The organism is Alteromonas sp. AWM4_230 (assembly GCF_056158305.1).
This window is the reverse complement of record NZ_JBSWTB010000001.1, coordinates 4,205,862-4,228,211: the sequence shown is the minus strand read 5'-3', so window position 1 is coordinate 4,228,211 and position 22,350 is coordinate 4,205,862. Positions and strand designations below refer to the sequence as shown.

14 protein-coding genes are annotated in these 22,350 nt (G+C 44.6%); 10 read left to right on the top strand and 4 right to left on the bottom strand.

From position 1 onward, the window contains the following. Positions 1 to 382 precede the first annotated feature (382 nt). The 8 genes from ACXACS_RS18180 (at position 383) to ACXACS_RS18145 (ending at position 11,147) form a co-directional block, all read left to right on the top strand. Positions 383 to 3,163, top strand: coding sequence for a hypothetical protein (locus ACXACS_RS18180; RefSeq protein ID WP_474808690.1), 2,781 nt, complete (start codon positions 383 to 385; stop codon positions 3,161 to 3,163). A gap of 117 nt (positions 3,164 to 3,280) precedes the next feature. Then, complete coding sequence (locus tag ACXACS_RS18175) at positions 3,281 to 5,929, top strand: TonB-dependent receptor domain-containing protein (protein WP_474808688.1); 2,649 nt, start codon at positions 3,281 to 3,283, stop codon at positions 5,927 to 5,929. 176 nt (positions 5,930 to 6,105) lie between these two features. Further along, positions 6,106 to 6,864, top strand: coding sequence for a DUF3450 domain-containing protein (locus ACXACS_RS18170; protein ID WP_474806290.1), 759 nt, complete (start codon positions 6,106 to 6,108; stop codon positions 6,862 to 6,864). A gap of 13 nt (positions 6,865 to 6,877) precedes the next feature. Further along, a complete protein-coding gene (locus tag ACXACS_RS18165; RefSeq protein ID WP_474808686.1) occupies positions 6,878 to 8,242 on the top strand; it encodes a MotA/TolQ/ExbB proton channel family protein in 1,365 nt (454 codons plus the stop codon). 2 nt (positions 8,243 to 8,244) lie between these two features. Continuing rightward, a complete protein-coding gene (locus ACXACS_RS18160) occupies positions 8,245 to 8,763 on the top strand; it encodes a MotA/TolQ/ExbB proton channel family protein (protein WP_014978335.1) in 519 nt (172 codons plus the stop codon). A 32-nt stretch (positions 8,764 to 8,795) separates the two neighbouring features. Beyond that, positions 8,796 to 9,203 carry an ExbD/TolR family protein gene (locus tag ACXACS_RS18155; RefSeq protein WP_012517280.1) on the top strand — a complete coding sequence of 136 codons (408 nt, stop codon included), beginning with the start codon at positions 8,796 to 8,798 and terminating at the stop codon, positions 9,201 to 9,203. Between the two features lie 3 nt (positions 9,204 to 9,206). Then, on the top strand, positions 9,207 to 9,815 hold the full coding sequence (locus ACXACS_RS18150) for an energy transducer TonB (protein WP_014948290.1): 609 nt from the start codon (positions 9,207 to 9,209) through the stop codon (positions 9,813 to 9,815). Positions 9,816 to 9,821: 6 nt separating this feature from the next. After that, positions 9,822 to 11,147 carry a tetratricopeptide repeat protein gene (locus tag ACXACS_RS18145; RefSeq protein WP_474808683.1) on the top strand — a complete coding sequence of 442 codons (1,326 nt, stop codon included), beginning with the start codon at positions 9,822 to 9,824 and terminating at the stop codon, positions 11,145 to 11,147. A gap of 151 nt (positions 11,148 to 11,298) precedes the next feature. Here the strand turns inward: ACXACS_RS18145 and ACXACS_RS18140 are convergent, their stop codons facing one another. The 4 genes from ACXACS_RS18140 to ACXACS_RS18125 all read right to left on the bottom strand — a co-directional run bounded on the left by ACXACS_RS18140 (position 11,299) and on the right by ACXACS_RS18125 (position 17,658). Then, positions 11,299 to 12,378, bottom strand: a complete 1,080-nt coding sequence (locus tag ACXACS_RS18140; RefSeq protein WP_474808681.1) for a response regulator — start codon at positions 12,376 to 12,378, stop codon at positions 11,299 to 11,301. Next, entirely contained in the window at positions 12,362 to 15,250 is a 2,889-nt protein-coding gene (locus ACXACS_RS18135) for an ATP-binding protein (protein WP_474808679.1), read from the bottom strand. Before ACXACS_RS18135 ends, ACXACS_RS18140 begins: the two co-directional genes overlap by 17 nt. A gap of 252 nt (positions 15,251 to 15,502) precedes the next feature. Further along, the gene (locus ACXACS_RS18130; protein ID WP_474808677.1) at positions 15,503 to 17,071 is read right to left on the bottom strand and encodes an AMP-binding protein; all 1,569 of its coding nucleotides are present in this window, start codon (positions 17,069 to 17,071) and stop codon (positions 15,503 to 15,505) included. Between the two features lie 107 nt (positions 17,072 to 17,178). Next, on the bottom strand, positions 17,179 to 17,658 hold the full coding sequence (locus ACXACS_RS18125; protein ID WP_474808675.1) for a hypothetical protein: 480 nt from the start codon (positions 17,656 to 17,658) through the stop codon (positions 17,179 to 17,181). Between the two features lie 151 nt (positions 17,659 to 17,809). Here ACXACS_RS18125 and ACXACS_RS18120 point away from each other — a divergent pair, with 151 nt between their 5' ends. Both ACXACS_RS18120 and ACXACS_RS18115 read left to right on the top strand, forming a co-directional pair. Then, positions 17,810 to 19,045, top strand: a complete 1,236-nt coding sequence (locus ACXACS_RS18120) for a PQQ-dependent sugar dehydrogenase (protein ID WP_474808673.1) — start codon at positions 17,810 to 17,812, stop codon at positions 19,043 to 19,045. Positions 19,046 to 19,437: 392 nt separating this feature from the next. Further along, the gene (locus ACXACS_RS18115) at positions 19,438 to 22,248 is read left to right on the top strand and encodes a bifunctional aconitate hydratase 2/2-methylisocitrate dehydratase (RefSeq protein WP_474808671.1); all 2,811 of its coding nucleotides are present in this window, start codon (positions 19,438 to 19,440) and stop codon (positions 22,246 to 22,248) included. Positions 22,249 to 22,350 lie beyond the last annotated feature (102 nt).

Genomic DNA, 22,350 nt, shown 5'->3' with positions numbered 1-22,350 from the left:
ACGATTTCATGGTTATTCACTGAATAAGCACTATCCAAAACACATGTGCCAATAACCTTGAGTGGTCATGATTTTGTCACAAAACAGTAATGTAACTTCATGAATACCAGGTTTATCTTAGACAAAAGATCAATTTTCAATGAAGAATAAAAGACTTATCTCAGCCAATTTGGCCAATGTGAGTTCTGCAACTATCTGAAAATAAGCAAAAAATAAAGTCCCATAGAGCTTTAAGCATTAATTGTGTGATTTTTTAGCTCAAAATTGAACTTTTTATGTGAAACTTTTGTTACAGTGCCTTAATGTAACAAATGTGTCATCTACCTCAGTTAAAGTTTCCGCGTTTTTAAAATCCATAATTATACCGTACTTGGAGAAACACATGGAACTTAAGCAACTTTTCAAAGCTTCAGCTATTGCTACAGCGCTTGTGCTAGCTGGCTGTGGTGGCGATATTAATATCAGTGAAGGTGATATTGATAACAGCGTAACTAATAACAATGGTGGCGACACTGGTGGCGATACTGGTGGCGATACTGGTTCAGATGATACAGCTCCAGGTGAAGTAAGCTCTTTCCTAAGTGGTGAAGTTTCTGATGCGTTCGGCCAGTCGGTTGAAGTACGCGTTCTTTCTGGTCGTTTAACAGCTGATGATGCTGACGATCAAGGCGTTATCACGCTAACTAATGACACAGTGTGGGCACTTGAAGGTCCAGTATTTATTGGTAACGACAAAGCAGACAGCGTAACGCTAGCAATCGAAGAAGGTACAATCATCTTTGGTCGCACTGGTGCAGATTACCTTGTAGTTAGCCGTGACTCTCAAATTGAAGCAGAAGGCACAGCATCTTCTCCAATCATCATGACATCTTTCAACGACGTTGTAGGTGACGAAGTTGGAGCAGGCCAATGGGGTGGTGTAGTTATCCTTGGTAACGGTACTTCAACTAAATGCCCGCAAGACGGTTCTGATTGTGCGCTTCAGGTTGAAGGTGCAGAAGAGGGCGCAGTATTTGGTGGTACAGACGATACAGACAGCTCTGGTATCCTTAAATACGTAGTTGTTAAATACGCTGGTTTTGAAATTGCGCCAGACAACGAACTTAACGGTATCACTTTTGGTGGTGTTGGTTCAGGTACAGAAGTTGACTATGTACAAGTACACAGCAACGCTGATGACGGTGTAGAGTTCTTCGGTGGCGCGGTAAACGCGAAACACTTAGTTTTAACAGCTAACCAAGATGACTCAGTAGACTGGGACAACGGTTACAAAGGTAAGCTTCAGTATGTTTACGTTCAGCACGCTGCTGACAACTCTGACGCAAACCGCGGTATTGAAGGTGACGGCGACGGTGGTGACGGCCTAGAATTCTCTAAGCCAATGATCGCAAACATGACAGTTATCGGTAACACTTTCGACACAGCTGACGCAGATTCTGAAGGTTTACTACTTCGCGACCAAACTGGCGCAAACCTAATGAACTTCCTTATCACTGGTCCAGAAGCAATGGGCGAGTGTTTAGAAATGGACACAGACGAAACGGTTCAAGCTAACCTTTCTGACGGTGACCTAACCATGACTTACTCAGCTATCGCTTGTTCTGAGCCGTTCAACACGCCAGAAGGTGCAGTTGACCTAGAAGCGTGGTTTACAGGTCAAGAAGGCAACCAGCTAATCGCCTTTGAAGACCGCGCAAATCTTGGTCTTAACCCAGATGGCACATTAACAGCTCAAAGCGACCTTCTTACCGCCGGTGGCGACGCATCTACGTTGCTTGATACTTTCTTTGAAGCAAACACATTCATCGGTGCTATCGGTGAAGATGACTGGCGTCAAGGTTGGGCATTTGGCTTCGGTGGCGGTAACATCGAACTAGCACAATCTGCTTCTGGCTGCCCATCGGGTACTACTTCTATCACACCAGTAGACGGTTCAACCACTACGTGTGAAGTGTCTGGCACCATCACGTCTGACCTAACGCTTACAGAAGGTAACTTCTACGCGCTTTCAGGTGCAGTATTTGTAGGTGGCGACAAAGAAAACAGCGCAACGCTTACTGTTGAGCCAGGCGTAACTGTTTATGGCGCATCTGGTAACGACTACCTAGTAATCAGCCGTGACTCAGAAATTAATGCAAACGGTACTGCTGAAGACCCAATCACATTCACTTCACGTGACCACGTTGTTGGCGGTCTTGAAGCGGGTGAAGCTGGTCAATGGGGCGGCATGATTGTTCTAGGTAACGGCGAATCTACTAAGTGCCCTCAAGACGGTACTGACTGTTCACTTCAAGTTGAAGGTGCACAAGAAGGTGCAGTGTTCGGTGGTACAGATAACACTGACAGTTCAGGTACGCTTCGCTACGTTCGCGTAATGCACGGTGGTTTCGAAATCGCCCCAGATAACGAACTAAACGGTATTACGTTTGGTGGTGTGGGTTCTGGTACTACTGTTGAGTATGTACAAGTACACAAAAACGCAGACGACGGTGTTGAGTTCTTCGGTGGCGCAGTAAACGTTAAATATCTTACGCTAACAGGCATCCAAGATGACTCTGTAGACTGGGATAACGGTTACAAAGGTAAACTACAATTTGTTCTTGTTAAGCACGCAGAAGACAACTCTGATGCTAACCGCGCAATTGAAGGCGACGGTGACGGCGGTGACGGTACTGCGTTCTCTAACCCAATGGTTGCTAACATGACTATCATTGGTAACGAGTTCGATACTGCTGACTCTGATTCTGAAGGCGTTCTTCTTCGCGACCAGACAAATGCACAGCTTTATAACTTCGTAGTTACTGGCCCAGCGGGTATGGGTGAATGTTTCGAAGCTGACCTAAGCGATGGCGACACTACGCTACTTGCTAACATGGACGGCACTAACGACCCACAACTTACTTTTGAAACGTCTGTACTAGCATGTGCGGAAAACATCAAAGATTCTGGTGATTTTAGCCAAGAAGACTGGTTCACCGCACAAACAGGTAACAGCCTACTTGATAATACTGCGACAGTACTTAACGGTATCTACACAGTAGACGCAACTGCTGCGACTGACGTATCGACGCTAGACAGCTTCTTCTCTTCAGTAGACTTTATCGGCGCAGTTAAAGACGCTGATAACGACTGGACTGCGGGATGGACTGTTGGTCTTGAATAAGACCCAGTTCGCATAGCTAAAAACAAGCAAGTGCGTTGCAAAAGTGGCGCACTTGCTTTTAAGTTTGTAAGACACGAATTATTTTCGTGAATGTATTCCTTTCTAAAGAGGTTCATCATGAACAGACCTGCTAACAGGTTTCTTCTAAAGCCCATTAGCTTAGCCGTTGCAGCAAGTATTTTGCTTCCAGCGTCTATAGCCAACGCTCAATCAAATGAAGACGAAGTGATTGAGGAGGTTGTCGCTACCGGTACGCGCTTAAAAGGCACCGCGACAGCAGTAATGGAAGAACGTAAAAATCAAGCCTTCGTAGCTGATATCATGGGTGCTGAGCAGATTGCTCGTACTGGTGACAGTGATGCTGCGGGTGCACTTCGCCGTGTAACTGGTCTAACACTGGTAGATGGTCGTTTCATCTACGTACGTGGTCTTGGTGAGCGTTACTCATCAACACAATTAAACGGCGCAATCGTGCCAAGCCCAGATCCAACGCGTAACGTAATACCTCTCGACTTGTTCCCGTCGAGCATTATAGAAAGCCTTGCGGTTCAAAAATCGTATTCGCCTTCCATGCCTGCGGCATTCGGTGGCGGTAACGTAAATATCCGATTGAAATCTATACCTTCACAGCGTGTTTTCAACGTATCAGCTGCGGTTGGTATCGATACGGAAAACTCTGGCGATGTCCTGGATTATGCTGGTGGCGGACGCGACTGGACAGGTGAAGACGACGGAACCCGCGCAGCCTCTGCTGCTATCCAAGAGCGTTGGGATTCAAAGAATTTCCTAGACGACCTAGAGCCCGAGGAAGCGCTAGAGTTGTTCAAGGGCGTTAACAGAGAATATGGGCTTGAGAGAGAATCTGCTGACCCAGATATGCGCGTTAACGTTACCTATGGTGACAGTTACGACTACGATGACGACTGGCGCTTTGGCTTTTTGGTAACTTCACGTTACTCAGCCCAAACTCGCTCTTCTGAAGAATACGAGCTACAAGACCCTGACTTAGTGGGCGATGACATTATCAATGTACGCTTCTTTGACGATATTCAAGGTACTGAGCAAACGGTGACTTGGTCTTCACTATTAACATTAGGTGTAGACTACAACCGTCAACATCGTATTGATTACAGCCTTATTGTACTAAACGACACTCGCGATGAAATTCGCGAAATGTTTGGTAACACGGAAAACTTAAACCAAGCAGAAGGTTTGCGTATTCGCGATATCGACGTTCAGTACGAAGAACGCTCGCTTTATACCAATCAGATTAAAGGTCAGCACACCATCCCAGAACTAAACTTCATGGGTATTGACTGGACTTACTCGTTGGGTCGCTCTGTACGTCATGCGCCGGGTAACTTCAATGCGCGTTTCGTAATGGAAGACGTGAACCAAGACGGCATCTTCGATGATGAAAACGAAATCTTCTTGTCAGATGCACAAACTGCGGCTCGATATACGTTTCAAGACCTTCACGACCGCTTGGAGAATTTTGGTTATAACGTGACTTACCCAATGACAATGGGTAAGTGGGAAACTGAGTACAAAGTGGGTGCAAGCTTTGTAACCAAAACACGTACTGCTGAAAACCGTCGTTTCGACATCAATACACTTGGTGTTGAAGACCGTTCAATTCTAGACGGTAACGACTTTAGCGAAATTTTCAGCGACAGTGTTCTAGACACCCTATCTTTGTCTAGCCGACCCATTATTCGTGATACGACTATTGCCGGTGATGACTATGTAGCGGGCCAGAAAATTGATGCTTACTATCTAGAAGCTGATTTCTTCTATGACAACAAGTGGCGTTTCACTGGTGGTGCACGTTATGAAGACTTCCGTCAGGTAGTGGCGCCGCTAGACCCGCGCACAAACCAGTTTGACTTGAGTGACGAAGCGGATCGTTCGCAGCTTGCGTTCCAAGAAGACGGTTTTTATCCAGCACTTGCAGTGACTTACTTCTTAGAAGACGATATGCAGCTACGTGCAAGTATCGGTCAAACGGTTGTACGTCCCGATCTTCGTGAGGTTTCTTCGGCGACTTACTTAGACCCGTTAACTAACTTCCCGATTGCTGGTACACCTGGTGTAAGCACAACAGATATCATTAACTATGATTTACGTTGGGAGTGGTATCGCGAAGCAGGTAACAACGTGTCTGTAGGCCTATTCTATAAAGACATGGAGGCGCCGATTGAATCGGTACAGTCTCCGGCTCAGGATGGTCCACCCCTAATTCGTATTGCTAACGCTGAATCTGGCGAGGTTTACGGAGTTGAAGTTGAATTCCTACAAGACTTAGCCTTTATTGGCGACGGTATTTGGGACAACTTGTTTACTACAGGTAACATCACTGTCAGTGATTCTGAAATCGTATTAGATCGTCAGAATATCGTTGAACAAACGGGTGTTTCTGCGGCAATTACTAATGTTGAGCGCCGAATGACCGGCCACTCTCAGTATGTACTTAACATGCAGTTGGGTTATGACTCTGATAACGGTGAACACACTGCATCATTAGTCTATAACGTATTCGGTGAGCGTATTCTAATTCCGGGTATTGATGGTTTCGACGATAACTTCGAGCAACCATTTCATTCATTGGATATGGTATACAAGTACTACCCAGACTTTAATAGCACTGTCACATTACGTGTTCAGAATATTCTAGGCGAAGATCGTGAAATTGAATTTAACGATACCCTGCTTAGGTCTGAGACACGAGGTACAGGTATTAGATTGTCATTTAAATATGACTTCTAAAAACTGAACTTATCCTTAAGGCCGCTACATGCGGCCTTTTTTATGAGTTAAACATGACACTTTCGGTTCTAATATGACAGTTTCGTAATAAAACTGTCACAGAAAAACTCTATCCTACGCGCAGAAATTTATAGTCGGATACAACCGATTTCTTTTAACTTTAAAGGTTTGAATGTATGAAGCTTATCAATGCTTTGTTAGTTGCAGGTGCGCTTACAGCGACACCGGTACTGGCACAAGACGATGAAGTCTTAAAACCCGTTGTCGATGAGGCAGCGAAAATCAATGAGTCAGCGGCAAAATCGCAAGAAAAAATAAACGGTATTACCGATCAAATTGACAGCAAACTTCAACAGTTCAAAACATTGATGAAAGAAATCGAAGGCCTTGAGGTTTATAACACTCAGCTTCGTAAGCAAATCAATAACCAAGAACAAGAAATGGCAGATCTGAACTCAGCTATTGACGAAGTGTCTGTTGTTGAACGCCAAATCACGCCACTTATGATGCGTATGATTGACGGCCTAGAGCAGTTTGTTGCTTTAGATGTACCTTTCCTTCCAGAAGAGCGCGCTAACCGCGTCGCTGACCTTCGCGCCATGATGGACCGCGCCGATGTTGCTGCATCTGAAAAATTCCGCCGCGTTATGGAAGCGTATCAAGTAGAGATGGATTACGGCCGCACTATGGAAGCGTATAGCGGTATTCATTCAATTAACGGTCAAGAGCGTGATGTAGAATTCCTACGCCTTGGTCGTACAGCGCTAATTTATCAAACACGTGATGCTAGCATGCAGGGTGTTTGGAACAAGCAAACCCGTCAGTGGGAAGAGCTTGATAGCAGCTACCGTACACAAATTACAAAAGGTCTGCGCATGGCGAAGAAGCAACTTGCACCAGACTTGCTAATGCTGCCAGTGGCAATTACAGACTAAGAGGTTGATGAGAATGTTTAACACAGTAAAACGTATCGCTGTTGGTCTAGCAGCCCTTAGCATCAGCGTTGGTGCTTTCGCACAAAGCGACCGTGCGATGGACTTAGATGCACTTCTAAAGCAATTAGAAGAAGGTCAGTTCGCACAGTCTCAGCAAAACAAACAGCGCGAGCGTGATTTCCAATCACAACGTGCAGAGCAAGATCGCATTCTTCGCGAAACCCGTGAAAAGCGTGACCAAATGCTTGCACAATCTGAGCAGCTTGAAACTCAGTTTGAAGAAAACGAATTCAAACTGGCTGACTTAAACGGTGCACTAGACACGCGTCTTGGTTCACTAAAAGAGCTATTCGGTGTGCTGCAGCAAATCGCGGGCGACACCAAAAACAAATTCTATAACTCAGTAATATCTGCGCAAATTCAAGGCCGTTCAGAGTTCCTTGACCAAATGGCACAAGATATGGGTTCAAGCTCAAAACTTGCTTCAATTGAAGAGATTGAGCGCGTGTGGTTTGAAATGCAGCGTGAAATGACTGAATCAGGCAAGGTGACTACCTTTACCACTGACGTTGTTGAAGCTGGTGGCGAGAAAGTGAACAAATCTGTTGTGCGTGTAGGTCCGTTCGCGCTAGTTGCCGACGGTAAATACCTAGACTACAACGGTGTAACCGGCACAGTGTCTGAACTAGTACGTCAGCCTGCTGATCGTTACAATGACTCTGCGGCAGAGCTTCAAGCATCAAATGGCGAGTTAGTTCAATTTGGTATCGACCCAACAGGTGGTTCTATCCTAGGTCTTCTTGTTCAAGCGCCAAACCTTAAAGAGCGTGTAGAGCAGGGCGGTGTTGTAGGTTATATCATTCTTATCGTTGGTGCGTTTGGTTTACTACTTGCTCTAGAGCGTCTTGTAACGCTTACGCTAACGCGCATGAAAGTGAACAAGCAGCTTAAGAGCAAAGAAGTTAACACTAACAACCCGCTTGGCCGTGTACTTAAAGTCCGTGACGAGCACCCAGACGCTGACGTTGAAGCGCTTGAGCTTCACCTTACAGAAGCGATTTTGGGCGAAGTGCCTAAGCTAGGTCGTAACTTAACTATCATTAAGATTATCTCAGTAGTTGCGCCGCTTATGGGTCTACTAGGTACGGTAACGGGTATGATTAACACCTTCCAAGCAATTACCTTGTTTGGTACAGGTGACCCGAAACTGATGGCTGGTGGTATTTCAACAGCACTTGTAACAACAGTACTAGGTCTTGTTGTAGCGATTCCAATGACACTGCTTTACGCAATGCTAAACACACGTTCTAAGAACATTGTGTACATCCTACAAGAACAGGCGTCTGGCGTAATTGCAGAGCGCGCTGAGCGAGGCTAATCATGATCGAGTTTCTAGAAGCAATTCGCGATTTCACAGAAACAGGGGGCCAGGTTCTCCTGGTCATCGGTCTGCTGATATTCGTTATGTGGCTTTTGATCCTCGAACGTGCGATGTATCTGATGGTTTGGCACAAGCAAGCCAAGAAAGAAGCGGTAGCAATGTGGACAGCACGTACCGACCGCTCTTCTTGGTTCGCTGAGCAAGTTCGTCAGAAAACAATTTCACAGTTGACCATGCGCCTTAACGGCAGCATCCCAATTATCCAGTCACTGGTAGCGCTTTGTCCGCTGTTAGGCTTGATGGGAACGGTTACCGGTATGATTGAAGTGTTCGATGTAATGGCGATTGCGGGTTCAGGTAATGCTCGTTCAATGGCATCAGGTGTATCGAAAGCCACTATCCCGACAATGGCGGGCATGGTTGGCGCACTTTCAGGCGTATTCGCCGCTACCTGGTTAACTCGTATGGTGAAATCAGAACGCACGCATCTTGAGGATGCATTGATTATTCAACGTTAATGCTAGCTAAGCGTTAAGGTAAGGTATTTATTATGAAGCAGCACTTTCAAAACCTAGTCGATGAGGAAGAAGCAAACATCGACATGACGCCCATGCTGGACGTTGTATTTATCATGTTGATCTTCTTTATCGTGACTGCGTCATTTGTGAAAGAAGCCGGTATCGATGTTAACCGTCCTGAAGCAGCCACCGCTGTGAAAAAGGATCGCGCTAATATCCTTATCGCTATTTCAGATAAAGGTGAAATTTGGATTAACAAACGTCGTATCGACGTTCGCGCAGTACAGGCGAACATCGAGCGCCTACACGCTGAAAACCCACAGGGTACTGTTGTTATTCAGGCTGACAAAAAGGCCACAACAGAAACCTTAATTAAGGTTATGGACGCGTCGCGAGCCGCTGGTGTTTACGATGTTTCGATTGCAGCCCAAGAGCAATAAATCATGCCACGATATTTAATCGCATTTGTTATTTCCCTTGCGATCACGTTAGGCCTGTTCTTCTTGATGCAATCGCTTATCAAGATGGGTGGCAGCGCACTAACTGAGCCGCCTAAAGGAAGCGTGCTTGACTTCGTAAGGGTTAAGCAGGATGAACAGGTTGAGAAAAAAGATCGTAAGCCGAAGAAGCCACCTAAGCCAGAAGAGCCGCCACCGCAAATGGAGCAGCCTCAAATGGACTCGCCTTCTCCAGATGCAGAAGGTACATCAATGGACTTTGGTGCTGAAGTGGGAGACGACATCTCGCTAGAGGGCGGTTTGGCTCTTGAATCTGGTGACGGTGAATATCTGCCTATTGTTAAAGTTGCGCCGGTATATCCACGACGTGCTCTTCAGCGGGGTATTGAAGGTTTCGTTATCGTTGAATTTACGGTAACTAAGCAAGGCGCAGTACGCGACCCGATTGTTGTTGAAGCTAACCCTTCTGGTATTTTTGAACAAGCGGCGATAGATGCGGCAATGAAGTTCAAATATAAGCCTCGAGTAGTAAATGGCGAAGCAACGGAAGTGTCTGGTGTACAAAACCGTATTACGTTCCAAATTGACGGGTAACAGAACATGATGAAAAAACAGACGAATACATTGCTTAGTGCACTGGCGTTTGCATTTGCATCGGCCACGGTATCTGTACCTAGCATGTTGGTTGCCAATGATGCTGTTGCGCAAGAGCAAAAAGCCAGCGAGAAGAAAACTCGCCGTGTACCTACACTTCGCGGCAAGGTTTACGAGCAGTTAGCCCGGGCCCAAACGGCAGCAGATGAAGCGGGTAATATTGAAGAAGCTATCGCTATTTTGAAAGAAGTAGAAGATAAGGCTGACTCAATGAACGCTTATGAAAAAGCCATGATGTACAACTTTTTCGGCTTCATTTATTACAACAACGAAGACTATGCAAAAGCATTGGAATCGTTTGCCAAAGTGGTAGAGCAGCAGCCAATTCCTGAAAAGTTCGAAATGACCACGCTTTTCAGTCTGGCCCAGCTTAACCTTATGCAGGGTAATTACGACGACACCATTACTTACCTAGAGCGTTGGGAAAGTCTTAGTACAGGCCCTGTACCGGTTAAAAATAAAGTGATAAAAGCCCAAGCGTACTATCAGAATAAGAAGTACGACGAAGCTGCAATGTGGATTTCTGAAGCCGTTGCCGATCACGAAGCAGAAGGCATGATCCCTGATGAAGGGTGGTTAATTCTTCAACGTGCTATTTTTTACGAACTCAAGCAGCCTCAAAAGGTTAAAGACGTTCTTATTAAAATGGTTAAGTTGTTTGACGAGCCTAAGTATTGGATCCAGCTAGCTGGCATGTACGGTGAGCTAGGTGAAGAGCGCAAGCAATTGGCCATCATGGAAACCGCTTACCAACGTGGATTTGTTAATACGTCAGCTGATGTATTTAACATGGCACAGCTTTATTACTATCACCGTGTACCTTATAAGGGTGCTAAGTTGATGGAACAGGCAATGAACGACGGTGTGCTTGAGAAAAACTTGCGCAACCTTAAGTTCTTAGGTCAAAGCTGGTCACTTGCTAAAGAGCAAGACAAAGCCATTCCCGTTATGATGCAAGCGGCTGAACTGTCTGAAGACGGTGAGTTAGATGCACAGTTAGCGCAAATTCTTCTTAATGAAGAGCGTTTTGACGATGCAATCGCTGCTGCAGACCGTGCTGTTGAAAAAGGCGAATTAAGAAACCCTGGTTTGGTTTACTTGATAAAAGGCATGGCACTTTACAATAAAAAGCAATATGCCCTTGCGCTTAATCAGCTTGCAGAAGCTGAAAAGCATCAGAAAAGCCGTGCTATGGCACAGCAATGGAAGCAGTTTGTGCAGGGCGAAAAACGCCAAGCTGACGCTATCGCTGCCGAGCTTGGTGCCAGTTAAAGCTAGCGGTTGAATGCAAGCGTTAATTGAAAAGGTCGATAAAATATCGACCTTTTTTTATATCTTCATGCGCAATATCTTTAATTAGAAGTCGCGAATCTTTTGGTTTGTCAGATAGCGTTTTATAGTGGCTATAAGTGACTAGAAGTAATTAGGGGTTTAGATCTGATACTGATGCCATTTGGCCTTCTGCCTCTAGCTGATTCCAATGGCTTTTAGTATCTAGTATTTCCTGTTTGATTGAAAAAAAACACTCTACTAGTTTGGGGTCGAAATGTTTCCCTGCCCCCTTCTGAATATATTCAAATGCTTCTTCGTCAGACCATGCTTTTTTATAAGGGCGTTTCATCGTAAGGGCGTCGAATACATCGGCAATGGCGACAATGCGCGCGCTTTCGGGAATGTCTTCACCCGCCAAGCCTTCGGGGTAGCCTGTACCGTTCCATTTTTCGTGGTGACATAATGCTATTTCCGCCGCAAGGTTAAACAAAGGTGTATCGCACTGCGAAAGAATTTTGTGGCCAATTTGTGCATGGGTGCGCATCACCTCCATTTCGCTGTTTATAAGGCGACGAGGCGCTTTCAAAATTGCATCGGGAATACCGATTTTACCTGTGTCATGCATAGGCGCAGCTTGCGCCAACAAGCAAGCGTCGTCATAGGACCAGCCGCAGGCAATAGCTAAACATTTGCTGTAGGCAGCCATGCGCCAAATGTGGTGTCCTGTGTCTGTGTCATTGTAGTGTCCTGCTGCCGCTAACATAGTAATGGCACTTTGCTGGCTTTTGCTAAGCTCTTCAGTGCGTTTTGACACCAAGTTTTCGGTAGTACGCATTTGATGAGCAAGACTAATATGTGTTTTCACGCGCGCTAGTGTAATGCTGGGAGATACTGGCTTGGTTATGTAGTCGACGGCGCCAAGCTTGAAACCCTTCTCCTCGTTTTCTCCTTGGGTCAACGCTGTGACAAAAATGATCGGAATCTGGCTTAGCAATCTGTCAGTTTTTAATTGTTTGCATACTTCAAACCCGTCCATACCTGGCATCATAATATCTAGCAGTATTAGGTCTGGCGTAAACTGCTGAACTATTTTGAGGGCAACCGCGCCGGATGGCGCGACTTTAACATCATAATAAGGGCTTAGTATTCCAAGCAATATATCAATATTGGCTGGCTCGTCGTCTACAACCAGGATACTGAATTTTTGTGCTACTTTATTCTGCTTGTTCATGCTTTATTTCATCTAAGATTTTTTGTACGACAGCTAAAGCACCTTCGAAATCATACACAGAGGCGAGCTGTTTTAATTGATTTATGCTGTGTGAATGAATTGAATCACAATGGCAAGCCGCAACTTTAGTAATATGGTCAAGCGCCTTTGCATCATACGCTTCAAGAAAAGCTTTCACCTGTTTTAACGAAGAGAACAGTGTCGCTGCTCCCAAATTGTTACTTTCAATCGACCTATTGATTGTGCCCGTTTTATCTATGGTATGTGCAATTAAACGCAGCGTCGCATCTAGTTCGAAAGAAAGCTTTGCAATGTACTTGGCAATAACCGAATCCGGACGTTGTTGAACGTCTGCAATACATTGTAAATGTCGTTCTAGCGTACTTGCCCCAATCCTCTGAGCATCTGCGGTTAAATTTATTAATAGCTGGCTTGTGCAGGACGGCGTATGAAGAATATTGAGCAGGTCCGACATTACGCTTCGTTGACTATACTTGTTGTAGAAATCTAGTAGTGCAGTGAAGAACTTATTGGATCCGTCCAACCGCATGATTTCAACGTAGCCAGAGTGAATATGAATATCAATGGTATGAACAATTTCGTTTGCTGTGGCGGGTTTGACTAAGTGATGGCACATACCAGCCGCTAGCGCTTTTTCTGACGCTTCATTGGTTTCATCAGCACTTAGCGCGATAATTGGCGTGAACCAGTTTCCATTTTGCGTCAGTGTTTCTGCGATGTCGTAACCAGATATGTCTGGTAGGTGGCAGTCAAGTAAGATGGCGTCAAAGGTATTCGAGTTGCACAGTGCCAGCGCATACTCTCCCGTTGTTGCCGTTAACACTTTTATGCCTAAGTCAGTTAGGATTTGTTGGCTTATTTCCACACTTATTAGGTCATCGTCTACTACTAATACTCGTTTACCTGCCAATCGATTGGTTCGCCACTTTTTGCTTTCAAGACCTTCGGTTGCCTCCTGATTTGTTGGCACTTGCAAAGGTGATAAAGCGGAAATGATTTCGCTTTCTGTAAATGGAAGTTCAATAATTCGAACATCGCTAGGAAAGGTTTTTCCGAATCGCTTACAAACGTCTTCTCGACAAAATGGGGTGATCAGAACATTGACGTTTAAGTCGCGGTATTCACCAAATTGCATGTGATTGGCAAAGCGTTTCCAGCTCGATTCATCAATAGGTAAATAAGCGATGCTAAAGGGCGCCTGCTGTGGTAATAGCCCTTCTGCCTGATCTACAATTTGACAGTTGATGTTGAGTCTTTCTAACGTTTGGCAAAGAATTTGACATCCTTGCTCCACGCTTTCGTGTGTCTGAATGCAAAGTACTTCCGAGGGGACCGAGACAGGAAGTAAAGCCTCAGCAGGCTTCTCGTCATCAAGGCAAACGGGAAGCGAGAATGCAAAGCAACTTCCCTCATTGATTTGGCTTTCAAGGGTCAGCTCTCCGCCCATGAATTCTACAAGTCGCTTACAAATTGCAAGCCCTAACCCAGTACCACCAAACTTTCGAGAAATGGATGCGTCAGCCTGTTCGAAGGCATTGAAAAGCTTTGCTTTGCCCGCATCGCTAATTCCCATTCCGGTATCGCTTACACTAAAGAAAAGGTGATTATTCCGCTTATCAACTTTAAGTAGAACGTAACCTTTTTCTGTAAACTTGATAGCGTTACTTAAAAGATTCAACAAAACTTGGTAGATTTTTTCGCTATCGCCCTTGCATGGTGTGTTGGTATTGCAGCGAATATCAAAAAGTAACTGAAGATGTTTTTGCTGTGCTTTTACTTGAAACACCTGCGCCAGCTTTTCTATCATTCTACTTAAAGTAAACGGTTCATCGAGAATGTCTATTTTATTGGCTTCAACTTTGGAAAAGTCCAAAATACTATTCATCAACTCGAGCAGCGCATTTGAACTTCGCTGAACTTTCTCTAAGTATTGCTGGCGCTGTTCATTATCGTTTGTTTCTAAGGCCAAATGCGTCAAACCAATGATGGCGTTCATCGGCGTCCTTATCTCGTGGCTCATTGTAGCAAGGAAGTCGGTTTTAGCTTTGTTTGCACTTTGCGCTTCGTCATAGGCTTTTTGCAGCTTCTGTTCAATGGCTTTTTGACCACTAATATCGTTGAATACACCCACATGCCCGTCTGGTTCACCTTCGTTATTCATCAGCGGTACCGCAACGATAGAAATGGGGAATAGCCTACCTCGCTTATCGGTAAAAAAGTCTTCATATGAGGTATAAGACTTTCCTTCGCGAATAGCGAGGTTTACTGGGCACTGCTCTCTAGGGAGGAGAGTGCCGTCTCCCTTTTGGTAATGGACGGTATCGTGAAAACGACGGTCTTGAAGTTCTTTTAAAGTCCACCCTAGAAGCTGAGAAGCGGCAGGATTGAGAAATTGTGTTTGACCCGCTGCATTTACTGCATAAACCCCTTCTCCAATACTATCGGTAATGCTGCGGTAAAAAGCGCGTCCTTCAGAGAGACGCTTTTCTAAACGCTTCTGTTGAGAAATGTCTGTCCCAATAACAATAAGGTGGTCGACAAGGGTTGCTTTTTTAACAACTGGAACCACAGTGGCAAATACATACCAAGGTTCACCCGTTTTTCTTATGCTGTGAACTTCGCCTTGCCATATTTTGCCTAGTGAAAGTGAGCTGAAGATCTCTTGCTTTTCATCGGCTGTAATATTGGTGATGTCGAAGGCGGTGATATTCTCACCCACTATTTCTTTCTCAGAAAACCCTGAGAATTCACAACACTTTTCATTAGCACTAAGGATATTCCCTTTTACATCCATAGTTGCAACCATGCCATGCTTGTCCATAGCCTGACGTTCTAGCAACGGGCGGTTCACAACCAAAAGCCCTTTGGAAGGCGTAAAGTTAATCTAGAGCAAGACAGCGGGTAGACAGGTAATGTCGTAAATTGCATAAGTGCAACGAAAGTGATTGGGGTTTGTTTAAGTTAATGACAGAACCGCGATTTTTTCAACACGTTAAGCTTATTCTTTGGTAGCAGTTGTCTGATATTTAAAATAAAAAAACGCATAGGTTTTGACACTATGCGCTTTTTTTTCAGTTGCTATTTTTTGTGCTGTTTTGTGTTTTTAGGCAGAACGTAGTTCTCGACGGAGTATTTTACCCACTGTTGATTTGGGTAGCTCTTCTAATATTGTGATTGACTTCGGAACTTTGTAGTTAGTTAACTGCGTCTTGCAATGTTCGATAACGTCTTCTGTCGATACATCACCAGATAGCGTAATGTAAGCACACACTCGCTCTCCTGTTTTATCATCAGGCTTGCCAACAACGGCGGCTTCCATCACGCTGGGGTGCGACGTTAGCACATCTTCTATTTCGTTCGGATAAACGTTGAAGCCTGAAACAATAATCATGTCTTTTAAGCGATCTACAATTTTAATTGCGCCAGATTCTGTGCGAATACCGATATCACCGGTTTTGAAGAAGCCGTCTTCGGTCATTACCTTTGCCGTTTCATCATCTCGATTCCAATAGCCCATCATAACCTGCGGTCCGCGCACTGCTATTTGCCCCGACTCACCTTCTGAAGCTGGCTTATCATAACTATCAAGAAGCGCTACCTCAGTGTCTTCTAGCTCATGGCCCACTGTGCCTATTTCTTCTTTTCCTGGAATGTTGAATGAAACGACGGGGGCGGTTTCAGACAGGCCATAGCCTTCAGTGATGGTATTACCCGTTACATCTCGCCAAATTGACACAGCTGCTTGGGTGAGCGCTGTACCGCCAGACATAGTGAGATGAAGATTAGAAAAATCGAGTTTTGCAAATTCTGGATGTCGTCCAAGACCGACAAATAGCGTATTTATCCCCATAAAGGCGGAAATTTTATGGGGCTTGAGTGTTTGAATGAAACCGTCGATATCTCTCGGGTTAGGGATAAGAATAATGTGCGTGCCCTTCGCAAATAGCGCCATCATACCGACCGTGAACGCATAAATATGATAGAGCGGCAACGGGCACACCAACACTTCTTCGCCGTCTTTAAAGCCTTCACCAATGCGATCAAGCATTTGAATACAATTAGCCATTACATTTTTATTGCTAAGTGCTGCGCCTTTAGAGACGCCGGTCGTACCTCCGGTGTATTGCAGCATGGCGAGCTCGTCTAACGCTATTGAAGGACGAGAGAACGAAGGCAGTGCACTTCCTACTTCAATTGCTTTGCTAAAAGAAACCGTCCCGTCAAGCGTTGGCGCTGTACTAGGGTCTAGCAACTCTGTTGCCGAAGTCGTAATGACTGTCTCGATACCAGTGTCATCTTTAATGTTGGTAAACTTAGGAAGTAAGTCACTTAAGATAACTAAGGCTTTTGCCCCGCTATCGGTAAACTGATGCTTCATCTCCCGCTCAGTATATAGCGGATTAGTATTTACTACGACAAGACCTGCACGGAGTGCGGCATAAACGACAATAGGGTTTTGGATAAGATTGGGAAGCTGAATGGCCACTTTTGTACCAGGAGTCAGTTTTGCTTCGTGTACGAAATAACGTGCTAACGCAGACGACTTACTGTCGATATCGGCAAACGTGAGAGTTTGTCCAAGAGCCGTATATGCAGGTCTATCTGCGAACTTCTTTAAAACACTTTCAATATAGTCGGCTAGGCATGTCACATTATCTGGGTAAGTTATCATGTTGCTTATTCCTAATAAGGCAAAAGATGTAAGGTATGCTCCTTACATTAGCAAACTTAACTTTTTATTTACATCAGTGTTGGCTTATTTAGTAGTATAAGTTTTGGTTATTGATGGTGGCTGAAACTATCACTGAATTGGCGATAGAGAAACCCTGAACAGACGCCTGCAAAACACTGTGCTGCAAGTCCTAGTGTCGAGCGAGCACCTGCAATAAGGGTGACATTTAAAATAGGCTGCATGGCTAGCAACATCAGTAGGAAAGAAAGGCCGCCTGCAGCAGCGAAGAGAACCGTTCGACTAGTGCTGTTCGCACTTTTTGCTTCGTTAAGGTTGAGTTGCTTAACGATAAAATGTGTTATTGAAAAAGCTAACAGCAAAGTTATGGCGATAATAGCACCGTAAGTGGGTAAAAGACCTAAAGCGTCCTGCCATATCATGGAAAGCCAATCGCTAACGTTTAACTCGACGCCAATTTGAACCAAGCCCATCAAAACAGAAATTGAATGAAATAGACTTGCAAGTAGGAAACCGACTGCCCAAGATGGGACAAAATGAAAAATAGCGCGGCGAGTTAGGTTTCTCATGTATCACATTCCGAGGTTCGTCTTTTATTACCATGTATTAACTATCAACAAAGCGCAACAAGAACACTGAATGTAGTTATATTGCGCTTAATAACCAAGCATATCTTTATAGCTTAAATTAGCTTAGCTAAGGTCTTCGAGGACAATAACAATGAAGTTAGAGCGTATCGTAAGAAAGTTTTTGGTTTTCGCGTTAGCTAGTGGGGCTATTTCGCATGCTCTTGCGTCAACTATCGTTTCTGACACTGAAGTTGAGCCCACACGTAATTCCCAAAAGCATGCAGATATAAGCGATGTGCCGGCGTCTTTAAAACGTTTTGCTAGTAACGTAGTAACCGAAAACTTGGTAACCTCGTTAGCGTTTCCAAAGGCGTTAACAACCTTTGTAGACCAAGAGAAAGCAACTACGCATCTATTAATAGTAACAAGAGACGGTGAACTCGTTATTGTTGATAATAACGGTGAAGCATCTAAGTTCTCTTTGGCTCTTGATAACTTATATACAAAAGGGCAGGGAGGTGTGCTAGATATTCTTATCCCTTCCCAGTTCCCCGCCAATTCCACTGTATTGCTTAGTTATTCCAAGGGTAGTGATGATGCTAACCGTCTTGCTGTAGTAAAAGGTGAGCTTTCTCTCACTTATGGCATTAATAATATTGAACCCGTAATTGAAGTAGCGCAAACAAAAGATACGCCTGTGCACTATGGCGGGAAGCTTCTTCAGCTTAGAACTAGTGATGCAAGCCAAGAACAGGGCTTCCTAGTCACTACCGGTGACGGATTTGATTACCGAGAGCAAGCACAGGTTGTTAGCTCACAGTTAGGTAAAGTGCTAGGGTTTACACTATCAGGTGAACCGTTAACGAATCCTTCTTTCTCTAAAAGCCCTTATGTATACACTTTGGGACATCGCAACCCTCAAGGGTTAGTGCAGGGGCCTAAAGGGCAAATATTTCTGCATGAACACGGACCTGATGGCGGCGACGAAGTGAACCTACTTCAAAAAGGCGCGAACTACGGTTGGCCAGTCGTTACGTTAGGGAAAGACTATTCAGGTGCAAGAATTTCACCTTTTTCAACTTACCCAGATATGACAGACCCCATTGTGGACTGGACACCGTCCATCGCGCCGTCATCTATGGTTTACTACGCGCATGATCAGTATCCAATGTTGACCAATACATTACTAGTTACCAGTTTGAAAGCGAAAGCCTTGTATGCGGTCCATAAAATACCGAATAAATATGTTTCTACGAAAATTTATGAGGAACTAGAAGTGCGATTAAGAGATATAGCGGTTGATCACCAAGGTAACCTTCTACTTTTAACTGACGGTGAGAATGCCAAGGTAGTAAAAGTTTCACCTAAACAGAACAATGCACAATAAAAAAGCAATAAACTGAAATTTTGTTTCAAATTTGAAGGTAATTTGTACTGGTAGCACCATAAATAGAATGAATCTTTATCATAAGTGCAACACTATTATTTATCTTTATTGGTCAAACCATTCTTATTAAAAATGATTTTGTACTTCAGTCTTTATCTTTGTAAGTAACTGAATTTAATAATCATTGCGCATTTTTTTCAAAAAGTCATTTTTTGCACCTATGCTCTTTGAGGTTTATTTTACTTTGGTTTAAGCGGCTGTATAACCAACTGATTACTTTCAGTCATTACGTAACTGCTAAAAATCAGTTAAAATATCCCTCATTTTTATATGCGTATAGCTAAGACCGACTTAACACTACGCCCAAGTAAAACTAAGACCGAGAGAACTATATGAGTTTGTATTCAGAATATCTGGCAGAGATCGAAACCCGTAAAACGGAATTAGGTCTTAACCCTAAGCCAATTGACAGTGCAGAACTGCTGTCTGAAATTATTGCTCAAATCAAAGATACAACAAACGAGCACCGCGAAGACTCTCTAAAATTCTTTATCTATAACACCTTGCCAGGAACGACGCCTGCCGCTGGTGTTAAAGCACAATTTTTGAAAGAAATTGTACTTGGCGAAGAAAAAGTAGAAGAAATCACGCCAGAGTTTGCACTTGAGCTACTTTCACACATGAAAGGTGGTCCGTCTGTAGAAGCACTTCTAGATCTTGCTCTTTCTGATGATGAAGCCGTTGCCAAGCCTGCAGCTGAAGTGTTGAAAACTCAGGTTTATCTATACGAAGCCGATACTGAGCGTCTTGAAACGGCATTTAAAGCAGGTAACGCGATTGCTAAAGACGTGCTAGAAAGCTACGCAAAAGCTGAATTCTTTACCAAGCTTCCTGACGTTCCAGAGAAAATCGAAGTAGTGACCTATATCGCTGCTGAAGGTGATATCTCAACTGACCTTCTTTCTCCAGGTAACCAAGCGCACTCTCGTGCAGACCGTGAACTTCACGGCCAGTGCATGATTTCTCCTGAAGCGCAGCAAGAAATTGTTGAGCTAGGTAAAAAGCACCCTAACGCAAAAGTTATGCTTATTGCTGAAAAAGGCACAATGGGTGTAGGTTCTTCACGTATGTCTGGTGTGAACAACGTTGCACTTTGGGCCGGTGAGCCAACAAGCCCTTACATTCCTTTTGTAAACAAAGCGCCAATTGTTGCTGGTACTAACGGTATCGCGCCAATCTTCCTTACTACTGTAGACGTAACTGGTGGTATTGGTCTTGACCTTAAAAACTGGGTTAAGAAAACAGACGAAAATGGCGAAGTGGTTCGCGATGCAAATGGCGACCCAGTGCTTGAAGAAGCTTACTCTGTTGCAACTGGTACGGTACTGACTATTGATACCAAAGCGAAGAAGCTTTTCAACGGTTCAGAAGAACTGGCTGACGTATCTGCCTCATTTACACCTCAGAAAATGGAGTTCATGAAAGCGGGTGGTTCTTACGCTGTAGTATTCGGTAAGCAGCTACAATCTTTTGCTGCACGTACACTTGGTGTTGAAGCGCCAGCAGTTTACGCGCAATCGAAAGAAGTTTCACACGAAGGCCAAGGTCTTACTGCTGTAGAGAAAATCTTTAACCGCAATGCAGTAGGCGTAAATTCAGATGCGCCGCTTCACGCGGGCTCTGACGTTCGCGTTAAAGTAAACATTGTGGGTTCTCAGGACACTACTGGCCCAATGACCTGCCAAGAACTAGAGTCTATGGCGGCATCAACTATTTCACCTACTGTTGACGGTGCATACCAGTCTGGTTGTCACACGGCGTCAGTATGGGATAAGAAAGCACAGGCTAACATTCCTAAGCTAATGTCATTCATGAACAACTTTGGCGTAATCACAGCACGTGATCCTAAAGGTGTTTACCACTCAATGACTGACGTTATTCACAAAGTGCTTAACGACATCACCGTAGACGACCGCGCCATCATCATTGGGGGTGACTCGCACACTCGTATGTCAAAAGGTGTAGCATTCGGTGCCGACTCAGGTACGGTTGCATTAGCACTTGCAACGGGTGAAGCGGCAATGCCAATTCCAGAGTCTGTGAAAGTGACCTTTAAAGGTAGCATGAAAGAGCACATGGACTTCCGTGATGTGGTTCACGCTACTCAAGCTCAAATGCTTAAGCAATTCGCTGGCGAGAACGTGTTCCAAGGTCGTGTAATTGAAGTACAAATCGGTACTCTACTTGCTGACCAAGCGTTTACGTTCACTGATTGGTCTGCAGAAATGAAAGCGAAAGCGTCAATTTGTATCTCTGACAATGAGACTATGGTTGCGTCACTTGAGCTTGCTAAGAGCCGTATCCAAATCATGATCGACAAGGGTATGGATAACGAAGCGAACATGCTTCAGGGTCTAATTGACCTTGCTGACAAGCGTATTGCTGAAATCAAGTCTGGCGAAGTACCAGCGCTTGCACCAGATGACAACGCTAAGTACTACGCAGAAGTGGTTATCGACCTAGACCAAATCGATGAGCCAATGATCGCTGACCCAGACGTAAACAACGAAGACGTATCTAAGCGTTATACCCACGACGTAATCCGTCCTGTTTCTTACTACGATGGTAAGCCAGTAGACCTAGGGTTCGTGGGTTCTTGTATGGTGCACAAAGGCGACATGCAAATTATCGCGCAAATGCTGCGTAACCTAGAGAAGCTTAACGGCTCTGTAGAGTTCAAAGCGCCACTTGTTGTTGCGCCACCTACATACAACATCGTTGACGAGCTTAAAGCAGAAGGCGACTGGGAAGTACTTGCAAAATACGCAGGCTTTGAATTCGACGATGCTAAGCCTAAAGAAGCAGCGCGTACTAAGTACGACAACATTCTTTACCTAGAGCGTCCTGGATGTAACCTATGTATGGGTAACCAAGAAAAAGCTGAGCCGGGCGATACCGTAATTGCTACCTCTACACGCCTTTTCCAAGGTCGTGTTGTAGCTGACTCTGCTGAGAAGAAAGGTGAATCACTACTAGGCTCTACGCCGCTAGTAGTACTTTCAACGGTTCTTGGTCGTTTCCCAACGACAGAAGAGTACAAGCAAGCAGTTGCAGGCATTGACCTAACTAAGTTTGCTCCACCTTCTGAAGACTTGGCAGTTAAGCCTAAGTTCGAAGCAGATGTAGCCGTTAAGCGCGTATAAGCACTTACCGCTAAACAAGACATTAAAAAGCCCCAACCATGGTTGGGGCTTTTTTATACCCGAAATAATGGGGTCAAAGTACAAAATAATGGGGTCAGAGTA

Excerpts from the sequence above, each read along its gene's own strand:
- ACXACS_RS18180 (WP_474808690.1), top strand. The coding sequence starts at position 383 with ATGGAACTTAAGCAACTTTTCAAAGCTTCAGCTATTGCTACAGCGCTT.
- ACXACS_RS18175 (WP_474808688.1), top strand. The coding sequence starts at position 3,281 with ATGAACAGACCTGCTAACAGGTTTCTTCTAAAGCCCATTAGCTTAGCC.
- ACXACS_RS18170 (WP_474806290.1), top strand. The coding sequence starts at position 6,106 with ATGAAGCTTATCAATGCTTTGTTAGTTGCAGGTGCGCTTACAGCGACA.
- ACXACS_RS18165 (WP_474808686.1), top strand. The coding sequence starts at position 6,878 with ATGTTTAACACAGTAAAACGTATCGCTGTTGGTCTAGCAGCCCTTAGC.
- ACXACS_RS18160 (WP_014978335.1), top strand. The coding sequence starts at position 8,245 with ATGATCGAGTTTCTAGAAGCAATTCGCGATTTCACAGAAACAGGGGGC.
- ACXACS_RS18155 (WP_012517280.1), top strand. The coding sequence starts at position 8,796 with ATGAAGCAGCACTTTCAAAACCTAGTCGATGAGGAAGAAGCAAACATC.
- ACXACS_RS18150 (WP_014948290.1), top strand. The coding sequence starts at position 9,207 with ATGCCACGATATTTAATCGCATTTGTTATTTCCCTTGCGATCACGTTA.
- ACXACS_RS18145 (WP_474808683.1), top strand. The coding sequence starts at position 9,822 with ATGATGAAAAAACAGACGAATACATTGCTTAGTGCACTGGCGTTTGCA.
- ACXACS_RS18140 (WP_474808681.1), bottom strand. The coding sequence starts at position 12,378 with ATGAACAAGCAGAATAAAGTAGCACAAAAATTCAGTATCCTGGTTGTA.
- ACXACS_RS18130 (WP_474808677.1), bottom strand. The coding sequence starts at position 17,071 with ATGATAACTTACCCAGATAATGTGACATGCCTAGCCGACTATATTGAA.
- ACXACS_RS18125 (WP_474808675.1), bottom strand. The coding sequence starts at position 17,658 with ATGAGAAACCTAACTCGCCGCGCTATTTTTCATTTTGTCCCATCTTGG.
- ACXACS_RS18120 (WP_474808673.1), top strand. The coding sequence starts at position 17,810 with ATGAAGTTAGAGCGTATCGTAAGAAAGTTTTTGGTTTTCGCGTTAGCT.
- ACXACS_RS18115 (WP_474808671.1), top strand. The coding sequence starts at position 19,438 with ATGAGTTTGTATTCAGAATATCTGGCAGAGATCGAAACCCGTAAAACG.